The 19,667-nt window shown below is 31.6% G+C and carries 20 protein-coding genes; 10 read left to right on the forward strand and 10 right to left on the reverse strand.

Annotated elements, in window-relative coordinates; translation table 11 throughout:
• Positions 1-66 precede the first annotated feature (66 nt).
• Positions 67-858, forward strand: coding sequence for an NAD(+) synthase (nadE, locus tag D3P13_RS09890; RefSeq protein ID WP_117881868.1), 792 nt, complete (start codon positions 67-69; stop codon positions 856-858).
• Here nadE and dnaG read toward each other — a convergent pair.
• The 3 genes from dnaG to clpP all read right to left on the reverse strand — a co-directional run bounded on the left by dnaG (position 855) and on the right by clpP (position 4,871).
• Positions 855-2,831 (reverse strand): DNA primase, encoded by a 1,977-nt coding sequence (gene dnaG / locus D3P13_RS09895; protein ID WP_117881871.1) that lies wholly within the window; start codon positions 2,829-2,831, stop codon positions 855-857. The two genes, nadE and dnaG, sit on opposite strands and share 4 nt — an antisense overlap.
• 67 nt (positions 2,832-2,898) lie before the next feature.
• Positions 2,899-4,140, reverse strand: a complete 1,242-nt coding sequence (gene clpX, locus D3P13_RS09900; protein WP_117881873.1) for an ATP-dependent Clp protease ATP-binding subunit ClpX — start codon at positions 4,138-4,140, stop codon at positions 2,899-2,901.
• Positions 4,141-4,193: 53 nt separating this feature from the next.
• Complete coding sequence (clpP, locus tag D3P13_RS09905) at positions 4,194-4,871, reverse strand: ATP-dependent Clp endopeptidase proteolytic subunit ClpP (RefSeq protein WP_117881875.1); 678 nt, start codon at positions 4,869-4,871, stop codon at positions 4,194-4,196.
• Between the two features lie 296 nt (positions 4,872-5,167).
• On the opposite strand from clpP, the gene D3P13_RS09910 reads away from it, so the two are divergent.
• Complete coding sequence (locus tag D3P13_RS09910) at positions 5,168-5,497, forward strand: hypothetical protein (protein ID WP_117881877.1); 330 nt, start codon at positions 5,168-5,170, stop codon at positions 5,495-5,497.
• Between the two features lie 63 nt (positions 5,498-5,560).
• On the opposite strand, the gene tig is transcribed toward D3P13_RS09910, so the two are convergent.
• From tig to D3P13_RS09930, 4 genes are all read right to left on the reverse strand, one after another.
• Complete coding sequence (tig, locus tag D3P13_RS09915; RefSeq protein WP_117881879.1) at positions 5,561-6,883, reverse strand: trigger factor; 1,323 nt, start codon at positions 6,881-6,883, stop codon at positions 5,561-5,563.
• Positions 6,884-6,967: 84 nt separating this feature from the next.
• Positions 6,968-7,327 carry a phage holin family protein gene (locus D3P13_RS09920; protein WP_117881881.1) on the reverse strand — a complete coding sequence of 120 codons (360 nt, stop codon included), beginning with the start codon at positions 7,325-7,327 and terminating at the stop codon, positions 6,968-6,970.
• A gap of 155 nt (positions 7,328-7,482) precedes the next feature.
• Entirely contained in the window at positions 7,483-8,250 is a 768-nt protein-coding gene (locus D3P13_RS09925) for an alpha/beta fold hydrolase (protein WP_117881883.1), read from the reverse strand.
• The gene (locus D3P13_RS09930; RefSeq protein WP_117881885.1) at positions 8,250-8,963 is read right to left on the reverse strand and encodes a pyridoxine 5'-phosphate synthase; all 714 of its coding nucleotides are present in this window, start codon (positions 8,961-8,963) and stop codon (positions 8,250-8,252) included. Before D3P13_RS09930 ends, D3P13_RS09925 begins: the two co-directional genes overlap by 1 nt.
• 146 nt (positions 8,964-9,109) lie before the next feature.
• On the opposite strand from D3P13_RS09930, the gene D3P13_RS09935 reads away from it, so the two are divergent.
• The 8 genes from D3P13_RS09935 to murI all read left to right on the forward strand — a co-directional run bounded on the left by D3P13_RS09935 (position 9,110) and on the right by murI (position 17,179).
• Entirely contained in the window at positions 9,110-9,769 is a 660-nt protein-coding gene (locus D3P13_RS09935; RefSeq protein ID WP_117881887.1) for a CBS domain-containing protein, read from the forward strand.
• A 15-nt stretch (positions 9,770-9,784) separates the two neighbouring features.
• Entirely contained in the window at positions 9,785-10,669 is an 885-nt protein-coding gene (locus D3P13_RS09940; protein ID WP_117881889.1) for an NAD kinase, read from the forward strand.
• A 140-nt stretch (positions 10,670-10,809) separates the two neighbouring features.
• Positions 10,810-11,481: a type IX secretion system protein PorG gene (gene porG / locus D3P13_RS09945; RefSeq protein ID WP_117881891.1), complete on the forward strand. Its 672-nt coding sequence runs from the start codon at positions 10,810-10,812 to the stop codon at positions 11,479-11,481.
• A 6-nt stretch (positions 11,482-11,487) separates the two neighbouring features.
• Positions 11,488-12,240 carry an isoprenyl transferase gene (locus D3P13_RS09950; protein ID WP_117881893.1) on the forward strand — a complete coding sequence of 251 codons (753 nt, stop codon included), beginning with the start codon at positions 11,488-11,490 and terminating at the stop codon, positions 12,238-12,240.
• The gene (bamA, locus tag D3P13_RS09955) at positions 12,233-14,833 is read left to right on the forward strand and encodes an outer membrane protein assembly factor BamA (protein ID WP_117881895.1); all 2,601 of its coding nucleotides are present in this window, start codon (positions 12,233-12,235) and stop codon (positions 14,831-14,833) included. Before D3P13_RS09950 ends, bamA begins: the two co-directional genes overlap by 8 nt.
• A gap of 63 nt (positions 14,834-14,896) precedes the next feature.
• Positions 14,897-15,694, forward strand: a complete 798-nt coding sequence (locus D3P13_RS09960; protein ID WP_117881897.1) for an OmpH family outer membrane protein — start codon at positions 14,897-14,899, stop codon at positions 15,692-15,694.
• Positions 15,695-15,776: 82 nt separating this feature from the next.
• Positions 15,777-16,286, forward strand: coding sequence for an OmpH family outer membrane protein (locus tag D3P13_RS09965; RefSeq protein ID WP_117881899.1), 510 nt, complete (start codon positions 15,777-15,779; stop codon positions 16,284-16,286).
• Between the two features lie 101 nt (positions 16,287-16,387).
• Positions 16,388-17,179 (forward strand): glutamate racemase, encoded by a 792-nt coding sequence (gene murI, locus D3P13_RS09970; RefSeq protein ID WP_117881901.1) that lies wholly within the window; start codon positions 16,388-16,390, stop codon positions 17,177-17,179.
• A gap of 306 nt (positions 17,180-17,485) precedes the next feature.
• Here murI and D3P13_RS09975 read toward each other — a convergent pair whose 3' ends face one another.
• From D3P13_RS09975 to D3P13_RS09985, 3 genes are read right to left on the reverse strand one after another with little or no spacing between them, the layout of a single operon-like run.
• A complete protein-coding gene (locus tag D3P13_RS09975; RefSeq protein ID WP_117881903.1) occupies positions 17,486-18,568 on the reverse strand; it encodes an esterase-like activity of phytase family protein in 1,083 nt (360 codons plus the stop codon).
• A complete protein-coding gene (locus D3P13_RS09980) occupies positions 18,568-19,077 on the reverse strand; it encodes a DUF6265 family protein (RefSeq protein ID WP_157972882.1) in 510 nt (169 codons plus the stop codon). Before D3P13_RS09980 ends, D3P13_RS09975 begins: the two co-directional genes overlap by 1 nt.
• 14 nt (positions 19,078-19,091) lie before the next feature.
• On the reverse strand, positions 19,092-19,601 hold the full coding sequence (locus tag D3P13_RS09985; protein ID WP_117881907.1) for a gamma carbonic anhydrase family protein: 510 nt from the start codon (positions 19,599-19,601) through the stop codon (positions 19,092-19,094).
• Between the last annotated feature and the right edge of the window lie 66 nt (positions 19,602-19,667).

Raw genomic sequence — 19,667 nt, forward strand, 5'->3', positions numbered from 1 at the left:
GCTAAAACGTTTTTATCATTATAGCGTAAGGATTTACGTGCGACAAAACTACTAAATTGTTTTACAATGCAAACAGAAAAAGTAACAAAACATATTGTTAATTGGCTAAAGGATTATGCGACTAAAGCTGGAGTTAAAGGATTTGTAATCGGAATTTCTGGTGGAATTGACTCTGCTGTTACCTCTACACTTTGTGCCGAAACGGGTTTAGAGTTACTTTGCTTAGAAATGCCCATACACCAAGCTGAAAGTCAAGTTACAAGAGCTCAAGAGCACATTGCACAACTTAAAGTACGTTACCCAAAAGTACGTTCTAAGAACATAAACCTATCCTCTGTTTTTGATGCTTTTGATGATTTACTACCTGATGAAGCCGCTAATGATAAAGTGGATTTATCTATGGCAAACACTAGAGCACGATTAAGAATGAGTACACTTTATTATTTTGCAGGTATACATGGTCTTTTGGTATGTGGTACAGGTAACAAAGTAGAAGATTTTGGTGTAGGCTTCTTTACAAAATATGGTGATGGTGGTGTAGATTTAAGTCCAATAGCTGATTTAATGAAATCTGAAGTTTATAAAATTGGAGCACATTTAAAAGTACCTGAATCTATTTTAATTGCAAAACCTACAGACGGTTTATTTGGCGACTCTAGAACTGATGAAGACCAAATTGGAGCGAGTTATGATGAATTAGAATGGGCTATGAAAATGATTGCTCAAGGTAAAACGTTAAAGGATTTTGACGGACGAGCAAAACGAGTTGTTGAAATTTACTTACAACGCCACAGAGCTAATAAACATAAAATGGTGGCAATACCAGTTTGCGAGATCCCTGAGGAGTTAATGGATTAAACTACCCTATTCAACCTGTCGTAAAGAAGCTTTTTAAGCTTTGTATAATTCACGATCATCTCTAACATAGAATGTCGGTCGTCATCAGGAGTTTCCTCGATAAGCTCCTTAATTTTTAATTCAATTAAGATGCGACGCAAATTTAAAATGGCATCCATAACCAATTTAGAAAGGCTTTTCTCTTTTGTACGAACGTATATTTCTTTACTTTCCCAATCGCTTAATGCATATTTCTCATCGTCCATTAAAATATCAGTAACCACTCTACCCAATTCAGGGTCTTCGTGATTTATAAACCCGTCTGAACTTATCTTTTCATCTTGATTCAACTGATGAATAACGTCAAAATATATTTTTTTAAAAGTAGCATTGCTAAACTCAATCTCATCATCTTGTAAATGCAAATAGATTTCACTCGCTATCTTGTTTTGATAATTCTCTTTAACCAATTTTATTCTACCCTCTTCATCTTCAACCTCTACATAATCCTCAAAATCAATTTCTTTATTACCATAAAGCAAGAGAATTTCTATCAATTGCCTTTCTAATTTATTTAATTGATCTGTTTTTTTAAAAGCTACAGCTTCCGTCTTTACAACCGTAAAAGATTCTTGTTGATTATCTTTAGGACGCTTGGAGGCTTCTCGTTCTTCATTTTTTGATAACTGTGCCAATTCACTAAACAAAACACGTTCAGAAATGTCCATAATCTTAGCACATTCTTGGACATATATTTCTCGTTGAATCTGATTCGGAATTTTTGAAATAGTAGCGACAATGTCTCTAATCAATCCTGCTTTTTTTACCGGATCATCTTTAACTTCATCCATCAGTATAGATACCTTAAAACGAATAAAATCTTGAGCATTCGCATCTAAATAGGCTTCTAATTTTTCTAAAGAATTTTTCTTTGCAAAACTATCAGGATCTTCGCCATCAGGAAACATGACTACCTTAACATTCATGCCTTGCTCTAAAATCAAATCAATACCTCGAATTGAGGCTCTCAGACCTGCTGCATCACCATCAAACAGCACCGTGATATTAGGCGTTAATCTATTTACCAAACGAATCTGATCTGACGTTAATGCCGTACCAGAAGAAGCCACTACATTATGTATTCCTCTTTGATAAAAAGAAATAACATCTGTATATCCCTCCACCAAATAACAGTTGTCTTTTTTGGCAATACTTTGCTTGGCATTAAATATACCGTAAAGAACTTTACTTTTATGGTATAGCTCGCTTTCTGGTGAATTAAGGTATTTAGCTGCTTTTTTATCGGAAGTTAAAATTCTACCTCCAAAACCTAGCACACGACCTGCCATACTGTGTATCGGAAAAAGTACACGTCCTTTAAAACGGTCAAATTTTTTGCTTTGTGTAGGGTCTAATTGATTTTCTTTAACAATGGTTAGTCCTGTTTTTTCTAAAAAATCTAATTGATATCCTTTCTTTAAAGCAGCATCCGTAAAAGCAGACCATTCATCTAAAGCATAACCCAATTCAAATTTTTTAATGGTTTCATCGGTAAAGCCACGTTCTTTAAAGTAACTTAACCCAATAGCCTTTCCTTTTTGCGTATTTAATAAAACATCGTGAAAATAATTACGTGCATATTCAGAAACCAAATACATACTTTCACGTTCACTTGCCTGCACTTTTTGCTCGTCAGACTGCTCCGTTTCATCAATTTCTATATTGTATTTTTTTGCCAAGTAACGTATGGCCTCCGGATAGGTATAATGCTCATGTTCCATTATAAAGGAAATAGCATTTCCGCCTTTACCAGAACTAAAATCTTTCCAGATTTGCTTTACAGGAGACACCATAAAAGATGGCGATTTTTCATTAACAAAAGGGCTTAACCCTTTAAAGTTACTTCCCGCTTTTTTTAGCTGAACAAAATCACCAATAACCTCCTCGACCCGAGCCGTTTCAAAAACTTTGTCTATGGTGTTTTGCGTTATCATATAAGTTTGGGTAGATAATAAGTAAAAGAAACCTCACAAATTTTAAATCTGTGAGGTCTTGATATGATTAAGAAACCGCTTTTAATTTACTTAAGGTAGATTTTTCCATTTTACCTTCGGCATAACTTCTGGTCACTCTTAATTTTTTTTCATCGCCACCAGGCAATTCAAACATGGCGTCGGTTAAAATAGCTTCACACAAAGAACGTAAACCACGTGCTCCAAGTTTATAATCAACAGCTTTTTGAACAATATAATCTAACGCTTTTTCATCTATAGAAAAATCAATACCATCCATTTCAAAAAGCTTTTCATATTGCTTAATTATGGCATTTTTAGGCTCTGTTAAAATAGCTCTTAAAGTTTTAGCGTCTAACGGATTCAAATAAGTTAACACTGGTAAACGACCTATAATTTCAGGAATTAACCCAAAATCTTTTAAATCTTTTGGAATTACATATTGCAACAAATTTTTATCATCTACACGTTCTTCATTTTTCGACGCACTGTAACCTACAGCTTGCATATTTAAACGCTTACTTATGATTCTGTCTACACCATCAAATGCTCCACCAGCAACAAATAAAATGTTACGAGTGTTAACCTCTACAAATTTTTGATCTGGATGTTTTCTACCCCCTTTTGGTGGTACATTAACTATTGTTCCTTCTAACAATTTAAGTAGAGCCTGTTGAACACCTTCACCAGAAACGTCTCTAGTTATTGAAGGATTGTCGCTTTTTCTAGCAATTTTATCAATTTCATCAATAAAAACAATGCCTCTTTCTGCTTTTTGAACATTATAATCTGCAGCTTGTAATAAACGTGTTAAAATAGTTTCTACATCTTCACCAACATATCCTGCTTCTGTTAACACAGTTGCGTCTACAATAGCAAAGGGTACATTTAACATTTTAGCAATGGTTCTAGCCATTAATGTTTTTCCTGTACCTGTTTCACCCACCAACATTATATTACTTTTTTCTATCTCAATATCATCTTCATTTTTTGAAGCTGGTTGTAACAATCGTTTATAGTGATTATATACAGCAACCGACAAAACTCTTTTTGCCTGATTTTGTCCAATTATATATTGATCTAAAAAACTTTTTATTTCTTGTGGCTTTTTTAGTATTAATTCAGCCGACAATCCTGAATTTTTAGATTCAGAAAGTTCTTTTACTACTAAACCATGTGCCTGCTCTATACATCTATCACATATATGACCTTCTAACCCTGCAATCAGCATATCGGTTTCCGATTCTTTACGCCCACAAAATGAACACTCTAACTCTTTCTTCTCTGCCATAATCTTTTTACTTACTTCAAATCTTTTTACTAAACAGCTTTAAATAGGATCTGTTATGAATTTCTAATTAAAACCTCATCTATCATACCATATTTTTTTGCCTCGTCTGCTTTCATCCAATAATCTCTATCAGAATCGTCATGCACTTTTTTAATGTCTTGTCCTGAATGACTTGCAATTATTTGATACAATTCATCTTTTAATTTCAAAATCTCTCTTGCAGTAATCTCAATATCAGATGCTTGCCCTTGAGCTCCACCTAAAGGTTGATGAATCATAATACGTGAGTGTGTTAAAGCTGAACGCTTCCCTTTTGCACCTGCACACATTAATACGGCTGCCATAGAAGCTGCAATACCAGTACAAATTGTAGATACATCTGGCTTAATAAACTGCATAGTATCGTAAATACCTAATCCTGCATACACACCTCCACCTGGTGAGTTTATGTAAATTGAAATATCTTTTGAGGCATCAGTACTTTCTAAAAATAACAATTGAGCCTGAATAACATTAGCAACATAATCGTCAATACCTGTTCCTAAAAAGATGATTCTATCCATCATTAAACGTGAAAAAACGTCAAAAATGGCAATATTCATTTTACGTTCCTCAATAATATTTGGGGTAAGGTTCGTAGGATACATTGCACTAATCATCTTATCATAGTACATGCTATTAATTCCTTGGTCCTTTATAGCAAATTTTTTAAATTCTTCTCCGTAATTCATTATGCTTTATTTTAAATGGTTCTTGAATAAGACGGTAAATATACTAACTAATTACGAATTTATTTAATAGTTATAGGCTCTAAAAATATTTTACACTGAATGTTTTTTGAATTATAAATTTAATTACTTTTACTATAGCAAATTTTAATATTTATGAAGGACTAATTTTAACACTTCCGCACGAAGCTATTTAACTTTGAACAAAAGTCTTTTTTATAGCTTTTAACATGACTGTAGTTACAGCATGTTTTCGAAAAAAATTTACCTGAAAAAATTTAACATAAAATATTAAAAAGATGAAAAAAATTGCAATTCTAGTTTTTGCACTAGTATCCTATACCAACAGTTTCGCACAAGATATTCATAATTTTACTGGAACCTTTTCTGGTTTAACTGAAGATTACTATTTTGAATTTAAAGACAATAACAATAAAATGACTGTTTTTAACGAAATAGATAATGAAGTTACAGTTGACTTGTTTGACGAGCAAGCTATTGGTAAAAAGTTTGAAATAACATGGAAAGACATAACTATAGAATTAACCGACGAAAACGGTGACCCTACTGGGGAAACTCAAGCGGGCAAACACATCGTTACAATGACTGAAGTACCCATAAAAAAATAATAAGCATAAAAAAAATCCCGAAATTAAAATTTCGGGATTTTTTATTTTTATAAGCTACTGTGTTTATTTATAAACCTCTTTTACAAAGTCGTCAAAACTTACTTCTTTCGCTTTTAACTTTACATTCTCTTTATAGAAAGTCAATAATTTCTGACTCATCAATTGTTCAGATAAACGTTTAGCTTCCTCTTGATTACCCAAAATTCTACCTGCAATTTCATCTAATTCTTTTTCTTCAGGATTTGCATTACCATACTGTGCCATTTGACTTTTAATAAAGCCTTTAGCAAACTCCTTTAATTCTTCAAAAGTTACTTGTAAATTATTCTCTTTACTAATTTTACCTTCAATAAGTTGGTAACGTAATCCTTTTTCAGAACGCGTATATTCTTCTTCAGCTTCTTGCTCAGTTAATTGTTTTTCACCAGCTACTGCAATCCATTTTTGTAAAAATTCAGCAGGTAAATCAAATTTTGTGCTTTCAATTAAACCTTCAGTTACTGCATTTAGTAATTGCTGATCTGATTGTTGTTCAAATTGCTTTTCAGCATCTTCTTTTAAACGACTTTTGAATTCTTTTTCATCTTTAACTACTCCTTCTCCGAATAATTTATCATATAATTCTTGATTCAAATCCGCTGGTTCCGTTTCAGAAATTTCTTCAACTGTAAATTGAACTTCAATATCTAATCCATGAGCATCATCATGAGCTACACCTAAATGGTTTTGCAATAAATGATCATCAGTAAAAAGTCCTTTTGTTTTTAAAGTAATAACATCACTTACTTTTGCTCCAACAAATAATTTCTTATTGGTTTTACCTTTTACTTTATCTAATTTAAAAGTTGATTTTTTCTCAATCTCTTTTTCTTCATTAACAAACGTACCTGTTATATTTGAATTCTCAGCTATTTCAGTTTGAGAGATCATTTTACCATAACGTTCTTGAATATTCTCTATTTGATCATTCAACATCTTTTTATCAGCAATAATCTTATAACTTGTTATCGCTTTTTTAGGTTGTAAATTCACCTCAAACTGAGGTGCTAGACCCAATTCAAATTCAAAAGAAAACTGGTCAGCATCCCAAGAAAAATCTTCTTGAGTCTTAGGCAATGGATTTCCTAAAATATCTAATTTTTCTTCAACCAAAAATTTACTTAAAGATTCTTGCAATAATTTATTTACCTCATCAATAAGAACAGGCTTTTCATATTGCTTTTTAACCAAGCTCATTGGCACGTGCCCCTTTCTGAAACCTGGAATATTTGCTTTTTTACGATAATCTTGTAAAATTTCTGCTACTTTGTTTTGATAATCTTCCTCTGTAATATTAATTTTTACAACAGCATTTAAATCATCAATATTTTCTTTGGTAATATTCATCTTATATTTCTTTTCTTTAATGTTGGAATAATGCAAAATCGCTTTAGCGAGTGCAAAATTAGTAAATTTCTACTATATAACAAGTTAAGACATCTGTTTTTGTTGATCTTCCTTTAAAAAGGAATAAAGTATTGATTGAAAAAAGGATAACAGTAAACTAAATAGTAAAGCGTACCAAAAACCTGATACTGCAAAACCATCCACCAACTTATCAGCCAATAATATAATACCTGCATTTATTACAAATAGAAAAACACCAAGAGTTAATATTGTTAAGGGTAGTGTAAAAAGTATAATTAACGGTTTTACAAAAACACGTAAAAGCCCCAACACTATCGCTACAATTACAGCCGTTGAATACGAATCTACATAAATGCCTGGTAAAATTTTTGCTAAAATAACGACAGCAATAGCTGTCAGTAACATTTTTAAAACTAATTTCATATTGATTTGTTTTTTATATTTATATAAAAGTACACCATTCGTTTTTCCATTTCTTAATTAATTTTTAAAAAAAGAGTCCTATAAAACCAAATCTATGTGCACCCTAAAATCTCCTAACGAGAACAAACTAAACAGTCAACATATATGCCAAAACACTATTCGTTTAAAAAACTGACAACATAGCTGTAAAAATCATTAGGATTCTCTGCATGTAGCCAATGTCCTGCATTTTTGACAGTTTTTACTGCTGCTTTGGGGAAATGAGCTGTGATTAATGAAATATCACTATCTGCAATATAACCCGAATTTTCTCCTTTTAAAAATAAGGTATCACCTTCAAATACAGATAAAGAGGGTAAAGGAGCCCCTATTTCATCAATATTCTCAATTAGCCCTTCCAAATTAAATCTAAATGCAAGTTGCTCTTTTGTTATCCAGTACACATTCTTAAGTAAAAACTGACGTGTGCCCCAATCTGAAATATATTTTTTTAAAACTTCCTCAACGGCACCTCTCGTTTTTTGTTTTGAAAAATCAATCGCCAACAATCCGTCAAAAATCACATCATGATGCCTAGGATAAAACTTGGGACCAATATCAGCAACAATCAATTTATTCATTTTTTCGGGATAGGTTACCGCAAATAACATAGCCACTTTTCCGCCCATGGAATGTCCAATTAAATTTACTCGACTAAGTTTGTGATATTCAATATAACTCGATAAATCTTCAACCATTACTTCATAGTTAAAGTTATCTGAGTGAAAACTTCTACCATGATTACGCTGATCTATTAAATGAACTTCATAATTTTCTGCAAACTTATTTGCTAAGGTTTTCCAATTATCACTCATCCCTAAAAGACCATGCAATATAATTAATGGTGCTCCCTGGCCTTGAATTTTAGAATACAATACTTCCATTATTTTAATTTATGTAAATATAAGTTTACCACATTCTCTAATCCTAAATATAAGGCTTCAGAAATTAGAGCATGCCCAATTGATACTTCTAATAAATTAGGTATGTTTTTAGCAAAAAACTGAATATTATCTAGACTTAAATCATGACCCGCATTTATCCCTAAACCTAATTCTGTAGCTAAATTTGCAGATGCTACATATGGCTTTATTGCTTCTTTATTTCCCAATTCATATTCCGTTGCAAACGCTTCTGTATAAAGTTCTATTCTCTCTGCCCCTGTCTTTACCGCAGCTTCTATTAAACCCAAGTCAGGATCCATAAAAATTGAAGTTCTTATTCCATTTCTCTTAAATTCAGCAACTACTTCGGTTAAAAATGACTGATTTTTAATGGTATCCCAACCTGCATTTGAGGTAATCGCATTAATTCCGTCTGGCACCAAGGTTACTTGAGTAGGCTTAATAGCCAATACCATATCTATAAACTTGTTTATAGGATTCCCTTCAATATTATATTCTGTAGTTACAATCGGCTTTAAATCATATGCATCCTGATACCTAACATGTCTTTCATCAGGTCTTGGATGTATCGTAATACCTTGTGCACCAAACTCTTGAATATCAACTGCTACACTCACCAAATTTGGAGTATCTCCACCTCTTGAATTTCTTAACGTTGCAATTTTATTAATATTTACACTTAATTTCGTCATTTGTCGTTTATTGATTAAACAATTTTATGCAGGACTTACCTTGGGGTTAATTCGATTAAATACAGGTAAGCTTTAACCTTCATTTAAATTTACAAAAACAAAATTAGTGTATTTGTAGTTTAATTTTAGTTATTTTGCAACATAATATGATAACATCAGATTACATATCAAAAGACGTAAGAGCCTTGCAGACGTCTGACAAGATCAGCAAAGCCAAAGGATTGTTTAATCTACTTACGTTCACACACCTGCCAGTTATTGAGCAAGGAAATTTCATGGGGTTAATTGCTGAAAATGACGTGCAAACCATTGCAGAAGATGATCAATTAATATCTGAATACAGCTATTTATTTCAATCGTTTTTTGCTCGCAAAAACACAAATTGGTTTGAGTTATTAAAAATATTTGCATTAAATGAGGCTACTATTATTCCTGTTGTAACAGAAAAATTAAAGTATTTAGGATATTATGAATTAGCCGATATTTTACACATATTTAACAGCACTCCTTTTTTAAACCAAAGTGGTGCCGTTATGGTTGTTTCTAAAGGAGTTAACGAATATTCCTTTAGTGAAATTTCTCAAATTGTAGAATCTAACAATGCAAAATTACTTGGTGCTTTTATTTCAAATATTAATAAAGAAACTGCAGAGATTACGATTAAAATAAGTGATCATGATCTTAACAACACCATTCAATCTTTTAGACGATATAATTATACAATATTGAATAGCTTCCATGTGGATGAGTATCTAAATACATTAAAAGAGAGGTCAGATTATTTACAAAAATATTTAGACATTTAGTCATAAAACCAAAACATGAAAGTAGGTATTTACGGACAATATTATAAAGGAGAAGCCATTAGCTATATAGAAATTCTATTAAAAACACTGGCTGCAAAAAATATTGATGTTTTTATTGAAGAAAATTTCTACGACCTTATTAAGGTTAATAATTTCCCAGAGAAAGAATATCAAACCTTTAGTAGTTATAAAGATTTAGACAACTCTTTTGAGGTGATGCTTACTGTTGGTGGTGATGGTACCTTTTTAAGAGCGGTTACCTATGTTAGAGATCTAGACATCCCTATTTTAGGTATCAATATTGGTAGATTAGGTTTTTTAGCAACTATTCAAAAAGACAGTATTTCTGAAGCTATTAATTTATTAATTACCAGAAAATACACCATTAATGAAAGAACATTGCTGAGTGTTACTTCAAATAAAAAAAATGATGATCTTTCAGAAATTAACTTTGCCTTAAACGAAATTGCAGTTAGTAGGAGAAATACAACTTCAATGATTACTGTTGAATCATATCTAAATGATGAGTATTTAACTTCTTACTGGGCAGATGGTTTAATTGTAGCTACACCAACTGGCTCAACAGGGTACTCTTTAAGCTGTGGTGGACCAGTTATAACACCAAATACTAAAAGTTTGGTATTAACTCCAATTGCCCCTCACAACTTAAATGCAAGACCTTTAGTTATACCAGAAAATACTACCATCAAATTAAAAATAATTGCAAGAGAAAAACAAGCTTTATTATCTTTAGATTCTCGAACTACTACCATTGATAGCAACTCAGTAATTACCATAAAAAAAGCCGATTTTTCACTTAAAACCATACAATTAGATCAACAGACTTTCTTTAAAACACTTAGAGATAAATTGCTTTGGGGAGAAGACAAACGCAACTAGAAACCTTTTTATTAACACTATTTTGTGAAAACTTAACGGTCTTGACAACAATATTTTACCATTAAAACTGTTTATCAAAAAAGGAAGTTTTATCCTTTTAAACCTGATAGATTTAACTATATTTGCAAACATTTTTTAAAATGAGAAAAAGGCTTTTATTTAATATATTCATACTAATTACAAGTATTTCATCAGCACAACTGTATGAAGCTGGTGTCTTTTTAGGCGGTAGTAATTACGTTGGCGATATTGGTTCTGAATTTTATATTCAACCGAATAGAATAGCCCTTGGCGGTGTTGCTAAGTTTAATTACACTCCTAGAATCACCTTCAGAGCTACAGGTTTATATACGCGTTTAAGTGATAATGACAATAAAGCACAAAGCAGTGTAAGGCAAGACAGAGGTCTTCAATTTACCAATTCAATATTAGAAGCTGCCTTAGGTGTAGAGTTCAGTTTCTTTAAGTATAGCCTAAACAAAACGGGCTTTACACAAACGCCATATATAATTGCACAAGTAGGAGCTGTAAATTACGCTATTATTGATGACAATGGAAGTAATACTAGAACAACTTCACTTGTAATTCCAATAGGTCTTGGTTATAAAATGAAACTGATGGAAAATGTAGGAATTGCTTTAGAAACCTCTTTTAGATATACTTTTAAAGATGTTATTGACGGCAACAACCATGCAATTGATGATAGTAGATTTACATTTGGAAACCCCAACAGCAATGATTGGTATGTTTTTACTGGTATTACAATAGTTTATGCCTTTGGCAGACCAGGTTGCTATACTGGTGCCTTTTAACACACAATGGATATATTAACACAAATAAATACCGAAAAAAAACCAAAACATGTTGCCATAATTATGGATGGCAACGGTCGTTGGGCTAAACAAAAAGGAATGCTCAGAGTTTTTGGGCATCGTAATGGTGTTAAAGCAGTAAAACAAACTGTTGAAGCTGCTTCCGAAATCGGTATTGAAGTTCTTACCCTATATGCTTTTTCAACAGAAAATTGGAACCGTCCAAAAACGGAAGTAAAAGCCTTAATGAAAATTTTAGTGAGTTCGCTAAAAGATGAATTAGAAACTTTTCAAAAAAATAATATTCGACTACAAACGATAGGTCAAACTCAAAATTTACCAAAAAAAGCTCAAAAAGAGCTACTTGAAGTTATTGAATTGACCAAAAATAATACTTCTATGGTGTTAAATTTGGCATTAAGCTATGGATCGAGAGAAGAAATTGTTAATACTATTAAAAATATTTCTAAAAAAGTTGTTAATAAGCAGCTTTCGATCGAAGAAATTGATGAAAATATTATAAATAATCATTTATATACATTTACTTTGCCCGACGTTGATTTTTTGATACGTACTAGTGGTGAAAAACGCATCAGTAATTTTTTATTATGGCAAATCGCCTATGCAGAATTATACTTTACTGATGTATTATGGCCAGATTTTAGAAAAGAAGATTTTTTTAAAGCAATCTTAGATTATCAATGTCGAGAAAGACGCTTTGGGAAAATTAGTGAACAAATTCAAAACAATAATGATTAGAAAACTAAAGGTCAACCTACTACTCTTAGTATTTACACTAACAGCATTTTTAAGTAATGCACAAGACATCCCCCAAACAACTACAAAAACTGCAGATACCATAATTACCCCTTCTGCAATTGATAGTCTTGCTGTAAAATCTACTGATACAATTCCTACTAAAAAAATAAATATTGACGATGTTAATTTTAATAAAGTAAGCACGTATATACTTGGTGGTATTTCTATAAAAGGAAATGAGCAATTTTCTGATCAATCTATTACCGTTTTTTCTGAATTAAGAGTGGGGCAGCCCATAAAAATACCTGGTGATAAATTAACAGGAGCAATAAAAAAATTGTGGAACTCAAAACTGTTTAGCAATGTTGACGTTTATGTTACAAAAATTGATGATAACACTATTTATTTAGAATTCGAAGTTCAAGAACTTACAAAAATAAGCTCCGTTACTGTTGAAGGAGTGAAAAAGAATAAAGGGGAAGAACTCATTAAAGAAACAGAGTTTAAAAAGGGTGCAATGCTTACCGAAAACCTTTTAACAACGACTAAAAACTATATTAAAAAGAAATATGTTGACAAGGGGTTTTTAAAAACTAAAGTTAACATAAATACCAAAGTTGATACTACTGATAATAATGCCGAAAAAGCTCTTATTGTTATTGACAAAGGAAATAAAATAAAAATAAAAAACTTACGCTTCAGTGGCAATGAGAAATATGAGGATAAGTGGCTTGCAAAGCAACTTAAAAAAACAAAGCAAAAGAAATTTTATCGCTTCTGGAAACCTTCTAAATATATTGAAGAAGAATACGAGGCTGACTTAGAAAAATTAATTGGAAAATATCAAGAAAAAGGATATCGTGATGCTCAAATTTTAAAAGACTCTATTTCTTGGAATGATGACAATACCATCAATCTAGATATCACATTGAACGAAGGAAAAAAATATTATTTCGGTAATATTGAATTCTTGGGTAATACCGTTTATTCTGATACTATTTTACAACAGTTCATTGGATTAGAAAAAGGTGACATATATAATGGAAAATTATTGAACGAACGTATAAAAGGAGACGGAACACCAGATTCTCAAGACATTACAAATTTCTACCTTAATAATGGTTACTTGTTTTCTAGTGTAATCCCTGTGGAAACTAAAGTGGAAAATGATACTATCGATATTCAGATTAGAATTAGAGAAGATGAACCTGCTAATATTAGAAAAATAACACTTGTAGGTAACGAAGTAACCAATGACTATGTGTTATTGAGAGAAATGCGTACCATGCCAGGTCAATTATTTAGTAGAGAAGATATTATCCGTACTATTAGAGAGGTAGGACAGCTTCCATATATTGATCCAGAAAGTATTGTACCTGATGTGCAACCTAACTATGCAGATAAAACAGTTGATATAGAATACAGTGTTGTTGAAAAAGGTGCCAGTCAAATTGAACTACAAGGTGGTTTTGGTGGTAGTACTTTTATCGGAACTTTAGGGTTGTCTTTTAGCAACTTTTCAATAAAGAATATTTTTAAAGGTAAAGAATATAAACCAGTACCTAGAGGAGATGGACAGAGTGTTGCATTACGTGCTCAAGCAAGTCGTTTTTCGAATTCGTATAGTATATCATTTACGGAACCATGGTTTGGTGGTAAAAAACCAAAGTCATTATCCTTATCTGTGTATAGCTCTAGTCAGTTTAGCTACAATTATCAAACAAATAAGGTTGACAAAAATCAAAAATTAAATATTATTGGTGCTACATTAGCCCTAAATCAACGTTTAAAATGGCCTGATGATTATTTCACATTATCTACTGCCATTAGCTACCAACGTTTTAATCTAGATAACTTTTTCTTAGGTACTTTTGGATTTAATAACGGTATTTCAAACAATTTATCTTTAGGTCTTAACTTTAGCAGAAGTTCTGCTGGTTATAATCCAATATTTCCAACCTTGGGTTCTACATTCAGTATAGGTGCTAAATTAACACCTCCATATTCATTGTTTGACAGTAAAGATAAAGATTATGAAAATTTATCTTCTGCAGAGCGTTTTAAGCTACTAGAATACTACAAACTTAACTTTAGCGGTAAATGGTTTAGTAAAATAATGGGGAAACCTCAACACGAACTCGTATTGATGTCTAACGTTGAGTTTGGTTTCTTAGGTGCTTATAATAACGAATTAGGTGTTTCGCCTTTCGAACGTTTTTACTTAGGTGGTGATGGTCTAGCATCAGGTCAATTTGATGGAAGAACAACTGTTGGTTTACGTGGTTACGAAAATAACAGCTTATCTTCTAACTTAGGAAGTACTATCTATAACAAATTTTCATTAGAACTTCGTTACCCTATAACTTTAAAACCAACCGCTTCAATTTACGTATTAGGCTTTTTAGAAGGTGGTAAAGCATTTGATGATTTTAATAATTTTGCACCATTTAATTTAAAACGTTCTGCTGGAGCAGGTATTAGAATACACATGCCAGCCTTTGGTTTACTTGGTATAGATTTTGCAAAAGGATTTGATACTGATCTAGTTACGCCAGGTCAATCTGTACATTTTATTATTGGTCAACAATTCTAACTAAATTAGTACATTTGCAATATATTTACTTTGGCACGGTTTTTTCTAAATACACATTGTAACATGATACGTAAATTAATTTTTATATTAACTATATTCGTAAGTACTGTACTCGTAGCTCAAAAGCCACAAAAAATAGCATATATTGATATGCAATACATTCTAGATAATGTACCTGAATATGTTGATGCTGAATCTAGATTAAAGGCAAAAGTAATTACTTGGCAACAAAAGCTAGATGCGATAAAGAGTGATATTGAAACTTTAAAGACAGATTTAAGTAACGAAAAAGCATTGCTAACGGATGATTTAATTAATGAAAAAGAAGAAGATATTGAAATCAGAGAGCTCGATTTAAAGAATTTGCAAGCTGCTTATTTTGGCCCTAACGGAGATATGTTCTTTTTACGTCAGCAGTTAGTAAAACCAGTTCAAGATCAAATATATAATGCTGTACAAGAAATAGCATTAGCCAAAAAATACGATATTGTTTTTGACAAGTCTAGTGATTTGGTTATGCTTTATTCAAACAATCAATATGACATTAGTGAGTTGGTATTAAATAAAATAGTAAAAGGTCGTAAGATTAAAGAGATTGCAGAAAAAAAAGTAGAACGGACAGAAGCTCAAGAAGTAGCAGTTGAAAAAGCTAAAACAAAAGCAGAAGAAAGAAAAACTAAAAATGACGATTTACGAGAAAAAATTAGATTACAAAATGAAGCTAAAGCACAAAAAAGAGCTGAAGCCATAAAGCTTAAGCAAGAGGCACGTCAGAAACGTTTGGACGAAATTGCAAAACTAAAAGAGGATAGAGCTGCAGCAATAAAGCAAAAACAAGACACCACAAAAACAGGTCAATAGAAAACAGATGTTGACTTTAATGTCACTGATCAATAATAATACAAGGAACAACAATAAACAATAATTAATAAATTAAAAACAAATGAAACTATTTAAAAATCTACTATTAACAAGTGTATTAATTTTGGGAGCTATGACCGTGAATGCACAGTCTAAAGTAGCACATATTAATACTGACGAATTAGTTGCTGCAATGCCAGAAACTAAACAGATGCAGGAAGAACTTAAAAAAGTGGTGCAAGCATATGATGCTGATTTCAAAGAACAATCAACTGCATTACAAACAAAAATGCAAAAGTACGATAAAGAAGCACCTACTCAAACAGATGCTGAAAATCAAAAAAGATTACAAGAAGTTCAAGATGCACAACGTAAATTACAAATGTATCAACAAACTGCTCGTGAAGAATTACAAAAAAAGGAGTTTGATTTATACAAACCTATAGCTGAAAGAGCTCAAAAAGCTATTGATGCCGTTGCAGCAGCAAAAGGATTTGATTATGTTATTGACTCTACTCCTGGTAAAGGACTAGTTGTTTTTAAAGGTACTGATCTAATGGCTGATGTTAAAACGAACTTAGGTATCAAATAAGATTTTACTTAAAGTACATTAAATAAAAAAATCCCGTTTTAAACGGGATTTTTTTATTTTTATACGCTAAAGATAGTAATGCATTATCTTATATTTGTAATATGACTTCTACAAATCCTATTGGTGTTTTTGACTCTGGCATTGGCGGTATTTCTATTTGGAAAGAGCTAGTCCAACATTTACCTTACGAAAACACTATTTATCTTGCAGACAGTAAAAATGCTCCTTATGGTGAAAGGTCAAAACAAGAAATTATTAATCTGAGTGTAAAAAACACGGAGTTACTTTTAAAAAAAAATTGCAAGCTTATCGTTGTTGCCTGCAACACCGCAACAACAAATGCCATAGATTATCTTAGATCAAATTACGATGTGTCGTTTATTGGTATTGAACCTGCTATTAAACCAGCCGCATTAAACACTAAAACAAACGCTATCGGTATTTTAGCTACTAAAGGAACATTAAGTAGTGATTTATTCCATAGTACTTCACAAAAGTTTACTGAGGGTATAATTGTAATTGAAACTATAGGAGAAGGGTTGGTACCTTTAATAGAAAATGATCAAATAAATAGTATGGAAATGGAACATTTGTTGCAAAAATTTTTACAGCCTATGTTACTACAAAAAATAGATTATCTAGTATTGGGTTGTAGCCATTACCCTTTTTTAATACCTCAAATTAAAAAAATAGTTGGAAATAAGCTAACTATTATTGATTCTGGTGAAGCTGTGGCCAGACAAACGAAAGCTATTTTAGAACGCAACAATTTATTAAATAATTCAACTATAAAACCTAGTCATAAATTATATAGCAATGCTGATATTAAAACGTTAGCGAGAATTGTTAACGGTATTAACACATCGGCATCTGTAGCTTTTTTAAACTTCTAAAATTACCAATCAATTTACTACCAATCAATTACTATTAAAAAAAACAAAAAAAAGACAGCTAAGAAACTTAGCTGTCTAAGATTTTGGGATATTATTTTTGTCGCTAAACACTTATGAAAACACCCAAAAAAGAAAAGGCAAAACCTTTTCTAAGTAGACTGCTAAGATACAAATATTTTTTATATACTATAAAAAAAAGTAAAAATTCGTATTTCAAATCACCTAAAATTACGCCATCCCTTTTATTAGCTACCTAAACAGTAAATATATTTTTTTTGTATACTAATTTATTACGGCAAAGTAGTTTTAATCCTTCAAAATTTCCAATAAAATAAATTGGTTTAATTGAGCACCTAATTTATTGAAGTTGTTATCCGCTACTAAAATCAAAGTTTTATTTCCATTGGCCAACGTTGGACCAATCGTGAGCCCTTCAATATTATCAATACTTTTATCGGTTAACTCACTTCTTACACTTTCAAAATCGAACAAAAGCTTTTTATTAGCGAGAACAACCTCTGAATTAATTAAAGACTCCATAGCAATTGTATTACTGGCTTTTGAGGCATTAACGGTGAAAATTCTGATCGTATTACCCTGCGTACCTAATCCTGACGAATAACTCCGTTCTATAATAATAAATTGATTTTTTTTATACTCAATCAGATCGGTTAACCCATTTACAGCAAAGTTTTCTCTCGGCTCTTTAGCTATCTTGTCCAACAAATAGGCAAACTGCCTTGTCGGTTTTTTTGTATTCGCATCTATATACGTTATTCTAACTGGCGATTTCGTTTCTAAAACTTTAGGTTCCGGTCCATCAGATTCTAATGGCAATTCCATCGCAATCCAATACCCTTTCTGGTCATCGCTAATTGCTACACCTTCCAACGTACCATTATTTCTAGGTTTCTGCTTACTTGTTGCTTTAAGATGATGAGGTATTTCAAAAAAATGGTTAATTGTACCTTTAGAGTCAACACTAAAAAAAGAGGGATCTTTCTTCAGGTTAATACTACCCTCACTTGTTATGACAACGTTATTTGTTTTTTTATCAAACCGAATAGATTCTACATCCAAATATTGCGTACTGTCAATAAAAACAACTACTTCTGTAAACGCAATTGTATCAATTTTTGAATTATTTATCTTAATGTTCGCTTTGTAATATCTGGGATTAGAAGCATCGTCACAAATTAAATAATAGCTTCCATTTGCATAGTCTATTCCCGATAAGCCACCAACTAAATTACCATCTATTGAAATGTTCTTGGGAACAATATATTCATCTAGAAACTTGAGTTGAATTTGTTTCTGTGATGTCGATTTAACAGTCTTACAACCTATAAATACTAGTATTAGTGCTATTAATACAAGAGTTTTTTGCATTAATTACTCCTTTTAAAATAAAAATCAATCTTCTTATAAGCACTATCAATTTGCCCTTCTACCCAAGCATGTATTGAATCTTTTACAGGATTGGTGTAGTTTATTTTACTAGGAAAATCATGTTGTTCATTAACAAACGTAAATTCATTATTGCTTTTGGGTATCAACTTAAATTCAACTGGCTGTTCTTCATTTTGATTTGGAACACTTACTGTTAGAATTAACTGATTTGAAATTTGCTGAATACGCATGTTTTCTTGAAAAACGGTATCCTCAGAAACCGTCGTATAACTATAAGCAATTAGCGTACTGTCATTTTTCTGCTTCCAACTCTCATACGATTGCTGTTCAGGAATTATATTATCCCAATTGCCAACCAACCATTTAAGGCTTTCTATTTTATCGTAATTACTTTCAGAAATTTTAGAGGCATCTACTTCTTTTTCTTGTTTGTTTTCACAGGAAAAAATTAAAAAAAATAAACCGGTAAGAATAATAATTTTTCTCAAATTATAGATTTTCATTATTTATACCAACTAGAATATTTAACATAATTATTGGCAATTCTATCAATTTCTCCAGAGATTAGCTCTTGAGAGATATCCTTAATTTTTTTAGCTGGCGTACCCGCATAAATACTACCCGACTCTACTGTCGTACCTTTAGTTACCACTGCACCAGCTGCAATAATTGAATTGCTTTCTATAATACATTCATCCATAACGATACTACCCATGCCTACTAAAACATTATCATGTATTGTACAACCATGAACAAGTGCATTATGACCAATAGATACATTATTACCAATTGTAGTTGGACATTTTTGATAGGTACAATGTATCACTGCTCCATCTTGAACATTTACCTTATTACCCAATTTAATAAAATGCACATCACCACGTAATACTGCATTGTACCAAATACTACATTGATCTCCCATTTGCACATCACCCACAATTACTGCATTTTCGGCAATAAAACAATCATCACCAAATTGTGGCTTTTTCCCGTTTAATTCTCTAATAATCATATTTTTAATATTAAAAAGTTTGTAGATTACACTGACTGTTTTCACCTTCAGATACTACAAAATTAA

The sequence above is a fragment of the Aureibaculum luteum genome (assembly GCF_003449015.1).
In the GTDB taxonomy this organism is placed as follows: domain Bacteria; phylum Bacteroidota; class Bacteroidia; order Flavobacteriales; family Flavobacteriaceae; genus Aureibaculum; species Aureibaculum luteum.

Excerpts from the sequence above, each read along its gene's own strand:
- nadE (WP_117881868.1), top strand. The coding sequence starts at position 67 with ATGCAAACAGAAAAAGTAACAAAACATATTGTTAATTGGCTAAAGGAT.
- dnaG (WP_117881871.1), bottom strand. The coding sequence starts at position 2,831 with ATGATAACGCAAAACACCATAGACAAAGTTTTTGAAACGGCTCGGGTC.
- clpX (WP_117881873.1), bottom strand. The coding sequence starts at position 4,140 with ATGGCAGAGAAGAAAGAGTTAGAGTGTTCATTTTGTGGGCGTAAAGAA.
- clpP (WP_117881875.1), bottom strand. The coding sequence starts at position 4,871 with ATGAATTACGGAGAAGAATTTAAAAAATTTGCTATAAAGGACCAAGGA.
- D3P13_RS09910 (WP_117881877.1), top strand. The coding sequence starts at position 5,168 with ATGAAAAAAATTGCAATTCTAGTTTTTGCACTAGTATCCTATACCAAC.
- tig (WP_117881879.1), bottom strand. The coding sequence starts at position 6,883 with ATGAATATTACCAAAGAAAATATTGATGATTTAAATGCTGTTGTAAAA.
- D3P13_RS09920 (WP_117881881.1), bottom strand. The coding sequence starts at position 7,327 with ATGAAATTAGTTTTAAAAATGTTACTGACAGCTATTGCTGTCGTTATT.
- D3P13_RS09925 (WP_117881883.1), bottom strand. The coding sequence starts at position 8,250 with ATGGAAGTATTGTATTCTAAAATTCAAGGCCAGGGAGCACCATTAATT.
- D3P13_RS09930 (WP_117881885.1), bottom strand. The coding sequence starts at position 8,963 with ATGACGAAATTAAGTGTAAATATTAATAAAATTGCAACGTTAAGAAAT.
- D3P13_RS09935 (WP_117881887.1), top strand. The coding sequence starts at position 9,110 with ATGATAACATCAGATTACATATCAAAAGACGTAAGAGCCTTGCAGACG.
- D3P13_RS09940 (WP_117881889.1), top strand. The coding sequence starts at position 9,785 with ATGAAAGTAGGTATTTACGGACAATATTATAAAGGAGAAGCCATTAGC.
- porG (WP_117881891.1), top strand. The coding sequence starts at position 10,810 with ATGAGAAAAAGGCTTTTATTTAATATATTCATACTAATTACAAGTATT.
- D3P13_RS09950 (WP_117881893.1), top strand. The coding sequence starts at position 11,488 with ATGGATATATTAACACAAATAAATACCGAAAAAAAACCAAAACATGTT.
- bamA (WP_117881895.1), top strand. The coding sequence starts at position 12,233 with ATGATTAGAAAACTAAAGGTCAACCTACTACTCTTAGTATTTACACTA.
- D3P13_RS09960 (WP_117881897.1), top strand. The coding sequence starts at position 14,897 with ATGATACGTAAATTAATTTTTATATTAACTATATTCGTAAGTACTGTA.
- D3P13_RS09965 (WP_117881899.1), top strand. The coding sequence starts at position 15,777 with ATGAAACTATTTAAAAATCTACTATTAACAAGTGTATTAATTTTGGGA.
- murI (WP_117881901.1), top strand. The coding sequence starts at position 16,388 with ATGACTTCTACAAATCCTATTGGTGTTTTTGACTCTGGCATTGGCGGT.
- D3P13_RS09975 (WP_117881903.1), bottom strand. The coding sequence starts at position 18,568 with ATGCAAAAAACTCTTGTATTAATAGCACTAATACTAGTATTTATAGGT.
- D3P13_RS09985 (WP_117881907.1), bottom strand. The coding sequence starts at position 19,601 with ATGATTATTAGAGAATTAAACGGGAAAAAGCCACAATTTGGTGATGAT.